This is a genomic window from Microbispora cellulosiformans (assembly GCF_008728085.1).
GTDB classification, from domain to species: Bacteria; Actinomycetota; Actinomycetes; order Streptosporangiales; family Streptosporangiaceae; genus Microbispora; species Microbispora amethystogenes.
Window position 1 is genome coordinate 47823 of record NZ_VYTZ01000019.1, and the last position, 13045, is coordinate 60867.

General features: G+C 71.4%; 10 protein-coding genes and 1 tRNA gene. 4 read left to right on the forward strand and 7 right to left on the reverse strand.

Annotated elements, in window-relative coordinates:
- Window positions 1-7: 7 nt before the first annotated feature.
- A complete protein-coding gene (locus F5972_RS33565) occupies window positions 8-472 on the reverse strand; it encodes a S26 family signal peptidase (protein WP_150939632.1) in 465 nt (154 codons plus the stop codon).
- Window positions 473-547: 75 nt separating this feature from the next.
- A complete protein-coding gene (locus F5972_RS37625; protein ID WP_191910442.1) occupies window positions 548-712 on the reverse strand; it encodes a hypothetical protein in 165 nt (54 codons plus the stop codon).
- A 287-nt stretch (window positions 713-999) separates the two neighbouring features.
- On the opposite strand from F5972_RS37625, the gene F5972_RS33570 reads away from it, so the two are divergent.
- Together F5972_RS33570 and F5972_RS33575 are read left to right on the forward strand one after the other, a co-directional pair.
- Window positions 1000-4725, forward strand: a complete 3726-nt coding sequence (locus F5972_RS33570; protein WP_150939634.1) for a CHAT domain-containing tetratricopeptide repeat protein — start codon at window positions 1000-1002, stop codon at window positions 4723-4725.
- Between the two features lie 25 nt (window positions 4726-4750).
- On the forward strand, window positions 4751-5149 hold the full coding sequence (locus F5972_RS33575) for a hypothetical protein (RefSeq protein ID WP_191910443.1): 399 nt from the start codon (window positions 4751-4753) through the stop codon (window positions 5147-5149).
- Between the two features lie 100 nt (window positions 5150-5249).
- On the opposite strand, the gene F5972_RS33580 is transcribed toward F5972_RS33575, so the two are convergent.
- Window positions 5250-5326, reverse strand: a tRNA-Thr gene (locus F5972_RS33580).
- Window positions 5327-5696: 370 nt separating this feature from the next.
- Between F5972_RS33580 and F5972_RS33585 the strand changes: the two genes are divergently transcribed.
- Window positions 5697-7295 carry an alpha/beta hydrolase gene (locus F5972_RS33585; RefSeq protein WP_150939636.1) on the forward strand — a complete coding sequence of 533 codons (1599 nt, stop codon included), beginning with the start codon at window positions 5697-5699 and terminating at the stop codon, window positions 7293-7295.
- Between the two features lie 10 nt (window positions 7296-7305).
- On the opposite strand, the gene F5972_RS33590 is transcribed toward F5972_RS33585, so the two are convergent.
- Window positions 7306-9489: a helicase-associated domain-containing protein gene (locus F5972_RS33590; RefSeq protein ID WP_150939638.1), complete on the reverse strand. Its 2184-nt coding sequence runs from the start codon at window positions 9487-9489 to the stop codon at window positions 7306-7308.
- 51 nt (window positions 9490-9540) lie between these two features.
- Complete coding sequence (locus F5972_RS33595) at window positions 9541-9870, reverse strand: winged helix-turn-helix transcriptional regulator (protein ID WP_150939640.1); 330 nt, start codon at window positions 9868-9870, stop codon at window positions 9541-9543.
- A gap of 114 nt (window positions 9871-9984) precedes the next feature.
- Here F5972_RS33595 and F5972_RS33600 point away from each other — a divergent pair, with 114 nt between their 5' ends.
- Window positions 9985-10908: an alpha/beta hydrolase gene (locus tag F5972_RS33600; RefSeq protein ID WP_150939642.1), complete on the forward strand. Its 924-nt coding sequence runs from the start codon at window positions 9985-9987 to the stop codon at window positions 10906-10908.
- 6 nt (window positions 10909-10914) lie between these two features.
- Here F5972_RS33600 and F5972_RS33605 read toward each other — a convergent pair whose 3' ends face one another.
- On the reverse strand, window positions 10915-11757 hold the full coding sequence (locus tag F5972_RS33605; RefSeq protein ID WP_404803098.1) for a PSP1 domain-containing protein: 843 nt from the start codon (window positions 11755-11757) through the stop codon (window positions 10915-10917).
- A gap of 93 nt (window positions 11758-11850) precedes the next feature.
- The gene (locus F5972_RS33610) at window positions 11851-13044 is read right to left on the reverse strand and encodes a DNA polymerase III subunit delta' (protein WP_150939644.1); all 1194 of its coding nucleotides are present in this window, start codon (window positions 13042-13044) and stop codon (window positions 11851-11853) included.
- Window position 13045: the final 1 nt, after the last annotated feature.

The following is a 13045-nucleotide window of genomic DNA, read 5'->3' on the forward strand; positions in this document are numbered from 1 at the left end:
CAGACGGTCACATTCGCCGGATTACAACCCCCAGCAGACGCTCTCCGGCGACGTACCCGTAGAGGCGGGAGTCCCGGCTCACCGCCGGGTTGTCCCCGAGCACCACCAGCCGGCCGGTGGGGACGGACGCGGTCCTCCCGGCCAGCACGGGCACGCGCGTCCCGGGGACGGGGTCTCCGGGAACGGCTATCGCCCGTTTCACCACCAACACCGTGCGGGGACCGTCGTCCTCCGCCGCCCAGGCGGGCACCGGCACGGGAGGCGCGTCGATCACGTCGGTGAAGACGACCAGGTCGTCGGGGCGGACCGCCGTCACGCCACGTCGCCGCACCAGCACCCGGTCACCGTCCCGGAGCGTGGGCTGCATGCTCCTGCCCCGTACGGTCACCACGACGAAGACCCGGCGCATCCCCAAAGTCACCGCCGCCAGCGCGAGGGCCATCACCGCCGGAACGGTGAACAGAAGCGGCAACCGCCTCCTCCTCCTGTGCGCCGGACCCGACAGTCGCACCGGGTCCGGCTCGGTCACCCGGTCACGCGCCGTCCGTCAGCAGCCGGCGTGCGCGTAATACGTGCAGCGGCCGCAGTAGTAGAGGTAGATGTCGCCCCCGACGCACTTGCAGTAGCCGCCCCACCCGCAGGCGCGGGCTTCGGCGTGCGGGACCACCTTGTCGACCATCCTGTCGGCGACCCGTCTGATCAGCGCTCTCATGACCACTTCCTTTCACCGGACGTGATTGGCCCCGAGCGTAAAGAGCGGGGATTCAGCGGAGATACACACTCCGTACACGCGCCGGGCACAGCGCCTCATGGATCGGCGAAGTCGAATATTCGATATCGGCCGTGCTTTTATCTGCGGCCCACGCGATTAGTTGCGGTTGAATCTCATTGGAGTGCCGGCCCAGGTGGGGTGCCTAGGCTGAGCACGCGGGAGCGGTGCCGGTAAGGACTTGGGCTGACAATCACGGCGGGCGGGGCTTGGTGGCTGATCGATTACTGGTGAAAGTCGGTGCTGACGGCCGGGCATCGGTGCTGGTGTGGCTGGAGGGGGAGGGGTTCCCGAGACCGGCGGGGGATCCGGTCGAGATGGCCTGGCCACTCGACGCGCAGGCACTGGAGGATCTGCGCTGGTATTTGGAGGACTACCTGCGTTATCCCTACGCGTATTTCGAGCGCGGCTCGGATATCGCCGCCCGACTTCCCCTTTGGGGTGAGGGCATATTCGAGGCGGTGTTCGGGTCCGCGTTGTTCCGGGCCGCGTACGCGACAGTGCGGGCGCGGGGAAATCCGGTCGAGGTGGTCGTCCAGTCGACCGAGGCGCAGTGGCTGGGGCTGCCCTGGGAGTTGCTGTGCGACCCCGCGCGGGGGCCGCTGGTTCTGGATCAGGTCGCGCTGACCCGCCATCTGCCTGCCGCTGACCTGACCGCGGCCTTCCCTGTGGGCGGCACCCGGCTGCGGGTGCTGATGGTGATCTCCCGCCCGGCCGGCGAACGTGATGTGAGCTACCGGATGATCGCACGGCCATTGCTCGAACGGCTGGGGGCGGCCCGCGGCAAGGTCGATCTGGTCGTACTGCGCCCGCCCACGTTGGACCGGTTGTCTGAGGTCCTGACGGAGGCGCACGAGGCGGGCGAGCCGTTCCAGGTGGTGCATTTCGACGGGCACGGCGTGTTCGGCGACGGGCATGTGCCCTCCGCCGGATGGGACCCGGTCACCTTCCGGGGACCGGTCCCGAAGGGGATGCTGGCGTTCGAGACCGGCAGCGGCGGGCCCGACCTGGTTCCGGCGGACAAGGTCGCGCAGGTGCTGTCGCGCGGGCGGGTGCCGGTGGTGGTGCTGAACGCCTGCCGGTCGGGCCAGGTGGGCGCCCAGGTGGAGGCGACGGTCGCGACCCGGCTGGTGGAGGGTGGGGCGGCGTCGGTGGTCGCGATGGCCTACAACGTGTACGCCGTCGCGGCGGCGGAGTTCATGACCGCCTTCTACGATCGGCTGTTCTCGGGGGATCGGGTCGCCGACGCGGTCACCGCCGGTCGTGCCCGTCTGGCGTTGCGCAACGAGCGGCCCAGCCTCAGGGGCAAGCTGCCGCTGGCGGATTGGGTGGTGCCGGTGCACTACCTGCGCCGCGACGTCAGCTTCCCCGATCTGCGGACCGAGCGCCGAGATACGTCGGTGGACGACATGCTCGACCGGCTCCGCACCGGCTCGGACGGCAGCGCCCTGGTGGGGGATGATCTGGCCGAGGTGGGCACGTTCGTGGGCCGTGACGGCCTGTTCTACACCCTGGAGGCCGCGGCCCGGCTGCAGCGGGTGGTGATCCTGCACGGACCGGGCGGGACGGGCAAGACCGAGCTGGCCAAGGCGTTCGGCCGGTGGTGGCGCGACACCAGCGGCGTCGAGCGGCCCGAGTGGGTGATCTGGCATTCCTTCGAACCCGGGGTGGCCTCCTTCGGCCTGGACGGTGTGATCAGCGCGATCGGGCTGCGCGTGTTCGGCGCCGACTTCGCCCTCGCCGACACCGGCGAGCGCCGCCGCATCGTGCAGCGGCTCCTGGCCGAGCGCCGGCTGTTGCTGATCTGGGACAACTTCGAATCCGTGCACTCCATGCCCGACCCCACGGCGGCCACCCCGCCGCTGGCCGACACCCAGCTGGAGGAGCTGCGGCAGTTCCTCGACCAGCTCGCCCGATCAGGCAGGAGCTCCATCCTGATCACCAGTCGCAACCCGGAGACCTGGCTCGGCCAGGAGCTGCGGCGGATCGAGGTCGGTGGGCTGAGCGAGGACGAGGCGATCGACTACGCCGACCATCTCCTGCTGTCCGTCCCGAACGCCCGGCCGCGCCGGCAGACACCGGCGTTCGCCGAACTCATGAAATGGCTGGACGGCCACCCGCTGACGATGCGGCTGATCCTGCGCCACCTGGACGGCACCGACCCCGCCGTGCTGCTGGCCGCGCTGCAGGGCACCGCGCCGCTGCCCGGAAGTGATGACGGCGACCGCACCACCTCCCTGTCGGCTGGCGTCGCCTACTCCTTCACCCGGCTTCCGCCCGGTGACCAGCAGGCACTGGCCGCGGTCGCACTGTTCCACGGCGTCGCCGACGCCGACGTGCTCGCCACGATGTCGCCGACATCGGGCATCCCGGCGCGGTTTCGCGGCCGAAGCCGAGACGATTGGCGACGCGTGCTGGACCGGGCCACCGCCGTCGGGCTGCTCACGTCCCTGGGTGGCGGCATGTACCGGATCCACCCGGCCCTGCCTTACTACCTGATCGGCAGATGGCGTCTCGATCACCCCGACCGGTTCGACGAGCAGCACGCCGCCGCCACCCGGGCCCTCCTGAACGCCTACGCCGTCCTCAGCATCCGGCTGCACCAGCAGATCTCCGGCGGAGACGCACAGGCGGCGATAGCGGTCATCGCTCTGCACTACCGCGGCCTGGGCAGCGTGCTCGGGTACGCCCTCGACCACCAGCTGTGGAAACACGCCGCCGGAATTATCCAATCCTTGCAGGAGTACTGGGAGTTCCGGGGGCTGAGCGAAGAGGCCCAAGCATGGGCCGACCGCATACGCGACGTCCTGGAAGGCCCCGACGGAACCCCACCCAGCTTTGAGACGGACGCCGGCGAACTCTGGCTGCTCATCGTCAACAGCGAGACCATCCGTCATCTACGGGTGCATCGGGTCGATCAAATCAAGCACACCTATCTCGCCATCCTCCAGGCACTGCACCAGCAGACGCCACCGCCGCTCGCCCACCTCGCCCTCACGTACCACTATCTCGGGGCCGTCGAAGAGGAGCGGGGTCAGTTGAACGAAGCAGACGACTGGTACCGCAAGTCTCTGGCCATCCAGGAGAGGCTTGGCGACCGGCCCATGCTGGCCTCGGATTATCACCAGGTCGGCATAGTCGCGCAGGAGCGGGGCCGATGGGACGAGGCCGAGGAGTGGTACCGCAAGGCCCTCACCATAAAGGAGGAGCTCGGCGACCGGCCCGGCACGGCGAACGGCTACCACCAGCTCGGCATGCTCGCGCAGGCGCGGGGCCGATGGGACGAGGCCGAGGAGTGGTACCGCAAGTCCCTGGCCATCCAGGTGGAGATCGGCAACCGGCCCGGCACGGCGGCCGGCTACCACCAGCTCGGCAACGCCGCCCAGGAGCGGGGCCAGTTGGACGAGGCCGAGGAGTGGCACCACAACTCCCTGACCATCAAGGAGGAGCTCGGCGATCGACCCGGCATGGCCCGCTCCTACCATCAGCTCGGTCTGCTCGCGGCGCAGCGGGGCAAGTTGGACGACGCCGACGACTGGTACCGCAGGTCCCTGGTCATCAAAGAGGCGCTCGGAGACCGGCCCGGCATGGCCGGCACCTACCATCACCTCGGTATGACAGCCCATTTCCGGGACAGATGGGACGAGGCCGAAGGGCTGTACCGGAAGTGCCTGGCCATCGAAGAGGAGTTCGGCGACCTGCCCGGCATGGCCGGCTCGTACGGACAACTCGGCCTTCTCGCCGAAGCCCGGAAGCATCCCTACGAGGCTTTGGACTGGATGGTCCGGTGCGTGGCCCTTTTTGATGAATTCCCCCATCCCGCATCGGGTCCTGGGCCCTACCATCTCAAACGCCTGACCAGCAGGCTGGGCCTGCCCGCCCTTCAGTCGAGCTGGAAGAAGATCACGGGCCGGCCCCTTCCCCACGCCATCCGGAGCTATGTCCGGCAGCGATGAAAACCGACCCCCTTCAGGAGCCGATGTGACCGATCCCGCCGACGAAGGCGCCCGAGCCGCAGCCCACCGCCTCGCCGCTCGGTTCGGGCCTTCCCTCATCGCGGACGTCGAGGCCACGCTCCACCATCGCGGCACCGGCCGCAGGCCGGATCAGTACTTCGATCCCGTTCCGCTTGGTGAATTGATCGTCGCCGCGGCCGGGCTCGCCTTCAGCGTCTACACATACTTGAAGGGGAAAACCGACACCCCGTCGAAGGATGCCGTGGCGAGGGCCGTTCGGACCGAGCTCCGGCGCACGCGCACTGTCACCACTCGGGATGACGAGATCGTCACCGTCACCGTGGAAGAAACGCTCACGGTCATCGAAGCCCTGTCCGAACCCGCAGAAAGCCGTACTCTTCAGAAGCCGAACGGAGAGTCGTGAAGGTGTGGGCCTTCGGCCCGTTCATGGCCCCTGTTGCTGTGCGGCACCTGCTGTATGAGACGCAAAGGCCCTCCCGAGTGGACCGGGAGGGCCTTTGTGGTGGAGCCGCCTAAGGGAATCGAACCCTTGACCCCTTCATTACGAGTGAAGTGCTCTGGCCGACTGAGCTAAGGCGGCAGGCCGCGTACGGCTGCGCACAGTCTACAGGGTCGGCCGGGCTCTCGTGCACCGGTCGCCCGTCCGGTGTGCCGCGACCGCAGGGGCTGTAGCGGCGCTCCGGAGACGGGGCGACTCGTACGGTGAGCGGGGATGATCGACAGGGCTGGGTAAATTCTCCCTCGCCGCCTCGGGAATGTCTCTTGACCAGGAGACGGGACAAGCCAGGCGCAGGTGTCACAGGAGGAGCGCTCCGTCTCTCCCGGCCAGGTCATCCGCCCGGCGGACGCCGCATGACATTCTCCGGAACCGGTCGCGTCCGGTGGCCGCTCCTCCTGGCAGGCGGCATGCTGGTCCTCGTCACACAGACGACGGCAGGGGAACGACGAGCATGCGACTGGCCGGCCAGACCGCCAAGGTCACACGTAGGACGAAGCGGCGAAGCGATGGCCCGGGCCGGCGCCTGGCCGCCGCGGCGGTGATCGCACTGCTGCCGATCAGCGCCTGCTCCGCCCGCACCCCGGCCACGTCCCAGCAGCCCGGTGTGACCAAGGCGGTCCCGGCGATGCGGACGCCCGCGTCGGAGCTGCGCGCCTTCTACGAGCAGCGGGCCGACTGGAGCGACTGCGGCGACGGTTTCCAGTGCGCCAAGATCCAGGTGCCTCTCGACTACACCAAGCCCTCCGGCGAGCGCATCGAGATCAGCGCGATCCGCCTGCCGGCCTCCGGCAAGCGGGCCGGCTCGCTGCTCATCAACCCCGGTGGGCCGGGGGGTTCGGGCATCCAGTACGCGCGGGCCGCCAAGTCCGTGGTCAGCGAGCGGGTGCGTGAGCAGTACGACGTCGTCGGCTTCGATCCGCGCGGCGTCGGCGAGTCGACTCCCGTCCACTGCATGACCGGCGCCCAGCTCGACAAGTACGTCGGCATGGACTCCAGCCCGGACAGTCCGGCGGAGGTCACCGAGCTGGACAACGCGTCCAAGCAGTTCGCGGAGCGGTGCGAGGCCCAGTCGGCCCGCCTGCTGCCGCACGTGGGCACGGCCGACGCCGCCAGGGACATCGACGTCCTGCGCGGCGTCCTGGGCGACGCGGGGCTCACCTATCTGGGCAAGTCGTACGGCACCTATCTCGGCGCGATGTACGCCGAGCTGTTCCCCAAGAACGTGCGCGCGCTGGTGCTCGACGGCGCGGTGGACCCCGCCATGTCGGCCATCAAGTCCAACGAGGTGCAGGCCAAGGGCTTCGAGGTGGCGCTGAAGGCGTTCGCCGAAGACTGCTTCCTCGACGGTGCCTGCCCCTTCACCAGCCGTACGGTCGACGGCGCGATGAAGGAGATCAGCGACCTGCTGGCGAGGGCCGACCGGCAGCCGCTGAAGAACGATCTCGGCGACGGGCGTGTCGTCAACGAGGCGTGGACGGTGCTCGGCATCGCCACCCCGCTCTACGAGCGCACCGCGTGGCCCCAGCTGCGGCAGGCCCTGGGGCAGGCCATGATCCACGGCAACGGCACGTCCCTGCTGCGGATGGCCGACCTGCTGGTCGACCGCCGGTCCGACGGGACCTACTCGAACCAGACCGAGGCCAACATGGCCGTCAACTGCGTGGACCACCGCTATCCCACGTCGCTGGACGCGTACGGCAAGGCAGCCGACGCGGCCGGGAAGATGGCCCCGCACTTCGGGCCGTTCGTGATGTGGGGGTCGCTGCCCTGCGCGTACTGGCCGGCGAAGTCGGCCGAGGCCGACAAGCCGATCAAGGGGGAGGGCGCGCCGCCCATCCTCGTCGTCGGCACGCTGCGCGACCCCGCCACGCCGTACGAGTGGGCGCAGGGGCTCGCGAAGGAGCTGACGTCGGGCGTGCTGCTGGGCTACGACGGCGACGGCCACACGGCCTACCGCAGCGGCTCCACCTGCGTGGACACCGCGGTCGACGACTACCTGCTCACGCTGCGCGCGCCAAAGAACGGCACGGTCTGCCCCAAGGCGACCTGAGGCAAGCGTTTCAGGAACGGGCCGGTACGCGACGCGTGCCGGCCCGTTCGACGACGGTCGCCCCGGTCTCGGACTCCAGCGCGGGGGCGTAGCCCGCGGCCCGCAACCGCGCGAGGGTCTCCTCCTCACCGGCGGCGCTGATCAGCACGGTGGGCGCGATCTTGCGCAGGCCCAGCGCGCGCAGCGCTTGCGCACGGGAGAGCTCCTCGACGAGGGCCTCGTCGTCCGCGCGGAGGCAGCACCCGGACCGCACCACCCGGATCCGGCCATGTACGCGGGCCGTGTCCTTGACCAGGTATTCGAGGGTCTGCGGCAGCGGCCCCTCCGCGGCCCCGGCCAGGCGCGCGAGCAGGTCGTCGGCCTCGTACCCCTGGTCGAACGCGCGGCGCACGGTCGCGGCGCTCAGCCGCCAGACCACCGCGTGCCCTTCCGACTCACGCTCGGCCACGTCGTCCAGCAGTTCGGCGAGGGACGAGTCGGGCATCCCGGGGACCACCGCCGTCAGGTCGGCCTGGAAACGGGCGGTGGCCTGGGCGGGCGGCAACATGGCCGACAGGGCCGCCGCCAGCGCGGCCTCCGGTGACCGCCACGCCTCACCGCTGACCAGCAGATCCCGTACGGTGTGCCCGACGACCGTGAGGGCGCCCCCGGCGGTCACGCCGAGCAGGCCGGCCTCGCGCAGGATGGCGCCCGCCTGCTCGGCGCCGAGACGCGCGGCCGAGACGTGATGGGGGCGATGCCAGGCGGCGCGGAGCATCAGGTAGTGGAGACCGTCGGCCGGAAGGCCCTTCCCGGCCGGCACCGCGGCGAGGGCTTCGAGCAGGGCGTACCTGAGGCTGACCGCGTGCGGGTCGGTGGGCTCGGTGAGGGCGACGGGCGTCCCGGCCTCCGCGGGCCAGTAGGTGTAGGTCGCGGGCAGGGTCGCCCAGGTGCCGATGATCCTGGCCAGCCGCTCGACGGGCGGCTGCTTGAGCCAGGTGTCGTAGTCGGTGGTCGGCAGCAGGTTCACCATCGGTTCGGGCAGCTTGCCGCGGTGCCCCTTCGGGCGCGGCACCGGCTCGGCGTGCAGGCCGAGCAGTTCGGCCTGGGCGGCCAGGTCGATCCAGAACCTCGCGACGTCCTCGTCCACGCCGACGGCCTTGGCGAGGCGCCGGGTGTCCCGCACCGCCAGCCCTCCGGCCTTGCGCAGGGTGGGCGGCTGACCGACACACGCCGCGAGCAGGCGTTCGATCTGGGAGAGCGCGGAGGTGGCGGCCGCCTGTGCGGTCCCCTCCGCCCCCTCCGCGCCGGGCAGGTCGTCCGGGGGTGGCGGGGGTTCGGGGGCGAACGGCACGCGCGGCCCGCCGAGGATCGCCGTGGCCACCTCGAACGGTACCTCGGCCACGTCGGGCGGCCCCGCCGGGAGCAGCAGGCCGTGTGCCACCAGCCAGTCGGTGTCCGGGTCGCCGGAACCTCCGGGGCGGACGACGTACCTGACGTTGTGCTGGTAGCCGTAGCCGCTCTGGAACTGGTAGGCGTGGGTGCGCAGCCGTGATCCGTGCCCGACGAGGCGGGCCAGCCAGTCCCGTACGGACGCGGGGGCGCCCGCGACCAGGGCCCGCACCCGCTCGGGGTCGCCCAGCAGGCCGAGCACGTTCCGTTCCGCGACCTCCCGTACGCGGGACTTCGGGAACCCCAGGGCGTCGGCGATCGCGTGGACCTCGGGGGCGTTGAAGTGGGCGGCGAAGAGGTCGGCGGCCGGACGCCCGAGCCCCGTCTCGCCGGCGAGGTCCATGTGGACGGCGCCGGGCACGATCACCTGGTCGCCGTGCGGCGGGAGCACCAGCGCCATGCCCGCCAGCTGGTCCAGGACGGCGTCGGCGGCCGTACGCCGGTCGAGGTCGGGCCCGGCCAGCAGGTCGAGCACGTCGGCCCGGGGCACGGCGCGGCCGGCCGGATCGTCCCCCTCCAGGTGATAACCCAGCGGCCCGTGCCGCCGCGCCGCCAGCCAGGCGACGGCCGAGAGCGCCTGACGCTGGGGCAGCGTGCAGAACCTGACGAGCGGCGTCACCGCCTGCCGCCGGAGCAGCAGCCGGGCCAGGTCCTGCGGCGGGATGTCCTCGTCGACGACGAACCCCACCCGGGCGAGCAGCAGCCGCCGCTCGTCGGGCGACCTGGTCCTCAACCACGTGGTCAGATGCCGGGGCGTGCTCACGACGGCACCCTACCCGCGCTCCGCCGCCCGCCGGGCCGACGCCGGATGTCCTCAGCCCGCGTGCTCCGCGGCCCAGGCGCAGATGGCGCCCAGCGGTTCGCGCAGCGTACGGCCGAGGTCGGTCAGCGCGTACTCGACGTGCTGGGGCGCGGTGTCCTTGACGACCCGGCGTTCGACCATCCCGTCCGCCTCCATGCCACGCAACGTCTCGGTCAGCACCTTCTGGGTGATTCCCGGCAGCCGTCGGCGCAACTGGCCATGCCGCTGGGGCCCGGCCAGCAGCGCGTAGATCACCAGCACCCGCCACTTCGCCGCGAACCGCTCCAGCGCCTGCCGCGTCGCGCAGGTCTCCTCCAGTACGTCGGGGATCACCGGGTCCATCTCGCCTCCCTGCCCTGTGGGATGGGCACCGCGAAGTGCCTTCTGGCGCCGTGGTCCAGGCACGCCTAGCCTCACGCTCACCGCGTGATCACACACTAGGACGGGGACACGGACATGAGCGATCTCACGATCCACACCTGTGCGGCCGGGGCAGGCAGGCCGACGACCGCCGTACGGACCGAACGCGTCACGTTCTCCGCGGGCGGTGTCGATCTCGCCGGGGATCTCCGGCTGCCGGATCTTCCCCTGCCCGCCCCCGCCGTCGCGCTCACCGGGCCGTTCACGGGCGTGAAGGAGCAGGTCACCGGGCTGTACGCGGACCGCCTCGCGCGGGCGGGCCTGGTCACCCTGGCCTTCGACCACCGGGGGTTCGGCGAGAGCGGCGGGCGGCGGGGCCATGAGGACAGCGAGGGCAAACTCGCCGACCTCCGCGCCGCGGTGAGCCTGCTCGGCGGGCGGGCGGAGGTCGCACCGGGCCGGATCGGGCTCGTCGGCGTGTGCCTCGGCGGCGGATACGCGGTGCGGGCCGCCGCCTCCGATCCCCGGGTGCGGGCCGTGGCCGGGATCGCCGGCGCGTACAACAGCCCGGCCTGGTTCGCCGAGCGGATGGGCCTCGACGCCTACCGGGCCGCGCTCGGGAGCTTCCTCGACCGGTACGACGAGCGCCTGCCCGCGGTGGCGCCCGGCGACGGCGAGGCCGCCATGCCCGGCGCCGAGCCGTACGCCTACTACGGCACCTCCCGCTCGGCGTCGCCGCACTGGGTGAACGAGGTGACCCGGGGGTCGCTCCACTCGCTGATGACCCTCGACGCGCTCGGGGCCACCCCGCTTCTCGCCGCGACGCCGTTGCTCGTCGTGCACGGCCGGACCGACGCCTACTGCGCGCCGGAACTGGCGGCCGAACTCGCCGGCCGGAGCCCGGGCGAGAAGGAGGTGGTCTGGCTGGACTGCCGCGAGCACATCGACCTCTACGACGTGGAGCCCTACGTCACCCAGGCCGCCGACGCGACGGCCGCCTTCCTGCACGACCACCTCTGACCGGGTTCATTCGGGGTCTCCGGCGGCGGTCGTCCGCGCCTCGCCGTACGTCGCGTCGTGGGCCTTGCGGGGGGCGCACACGCTGGCCCGGGAGCAGGAGCAGCGGCGGCCGCCGTCGTTGAGGCGGACGATGACCGAGTCGGAGGGCACGTTGTGCCCGACCACCGTGCCGGGACCCTCGGGGGTGTCCACGGTGAGGCCGGATCGTGGCGCCGAGGCTCGGAACTCCTGGTAGAGCGGATGCTCGTACTTCAGGCAGCACATCAGCCGGCCACAGGCGCCGGCGATCCTGAGCGGGTTGACCGGCAGGTCCTGGTCCTTGGCCATGCGGACGGAGACCGGCTCGAAGTCCTTGAGGAAGGTCGCGCAGCACAGGTCGCGGCCGCAGGGACCGATGCCGCCCTGGATCCTGGCCTCGTCGCGCGGGCCGATCTGCCGCAACTCGACCCGCGCCCGCAGGTTGCGGGCGAGGTCGCGCACGAGCGCGCGGAAGTCCACCCGGTGGGGGGCGGAGAAGTAGACGGTGTAGACGTTCTCGGCGTCGAGGTAGTCGACGCCGATCACCTTCATCGGCAGCTCGTGCCGCTTGATCAGCCTCTTGGAGACGCTGCGGGCCTCCGCCCGGCGGCGGCGGTTGACCTCGTCCCTGGCCAGGTGCTCCTCGCCCGCGACGCCCTGGCACACGGGCAGTCCCTCGACGTCCTCGCTCACGTACTGCGGCGCCCACACACACTCGGCGACCTCCGGACCGGAGTCCGTCGGCACCAGGACCTTGTCACCGACCTTCGGCGAGTGAGCACCGGGATCGAGGTAGTAGAGCCGTCCGTAGCGCGTGAAGCTCACGGCCATCATCATGCCCAAAGAGCCGGCCCTCCTCGGTTGTGTACAGCAGTCGCGCGCCGAGCGCCCGGAACCACCATACGTCCCATCCGGGACTGGCAATCATCCCCTGTGGACAACTCCGGGTGAGCGGAGGGCGAGGGTCATGGCTTCGACCGCGATCTGCGGGTGGACGTTGGCCGCGAGCCGCTCCCGGCACTTCATGATCGCATCCGTACGGCGGAGCGTGTCCTCGGGCGAGGACGCCCGCGCGACGGTCTCCACCTCGTGCCGGCGGTCCTCGTTGGCGAGTTCCACGGAGGCGCCGAACTGCACGGCCAGCACGTCGCGGTAGAACGCCATGAGTTCGAGCAACGCGAGGTCGAGCGAGTCGCGCTTGATGCGGGTCGCGCGCGACTTCTGCATGGTCTCGAGTTCCTTGAGCGCCCCCGCGCCGCCCCGCACCAGGCCCTTGTTGAGCCCCTTGCCTGTGGACCCCTCGCCGTAGACCCTGCGCAGCTCGGCGGTCTCGACCTCGTTCAACGCGGTCGTGGCCGCGTCGGCGTCCTCGGTGGAGGTCTTCACCAGGCGCTCGGCGGCGGTGATGCACTCCGCCACGCCCGTCAGCGAGCGGGGGATCGACAGCACCTCGGCGCGGCGGCGCCGCGTCTCCTCGTCCAGGGCGAGGCGGCGGGCCCGGCCGACGTCCCCCTGCGCCGCCCGCGCGGCGTCGAGCGCCACGTCGTGGGGCACCCCGTCACGGGTCGCCAGCACGTTCGCCACGGCCTCGGTGGAGGGCGTGCCGAGCGTCACGACCCGGCAGCGCGACCGGATCGTAATGATCATGTCGTCCGCGGACGGCGCGCACAGCAGCCACACCGTCCGCGGCGGCGGCTCCTCGATCGCCTTGAGCAACGCGTTGGCCGCCTGCTCGGTGACCCGGTCGGCGTCCTCGAACAACACGACCCGCCAGCGGCCGAGCGTGGGCGCCCCCGCCGCCTTGAGCACGAGCTCCCGCGTCTGCCGCACGCCGTACGAAAGGCCCTCGGGCCGTACGAAGGTGACGTCCGGGTGCGAGCCGACCTCGACCTGGTGGCAGGCGTCGCAGTGGCCGCAGCCCTGCTCGGGGCACAGCAGCGCGGCGGCGAACGCCCTGGCGGCCGTGGACCGCCCGGATCCGGGCGGGCCGGTGAACAGCCAGGCGTGGGTCATCCCCGCGCCGCGGCCCCCGGCGACGGCCTCGGCGGCGGCGGAGGCGGCCCGCCGCAGCACGCCGATCGCCCGGTCCTGCCCGATCAGATCCCCGTAGACGGTCATG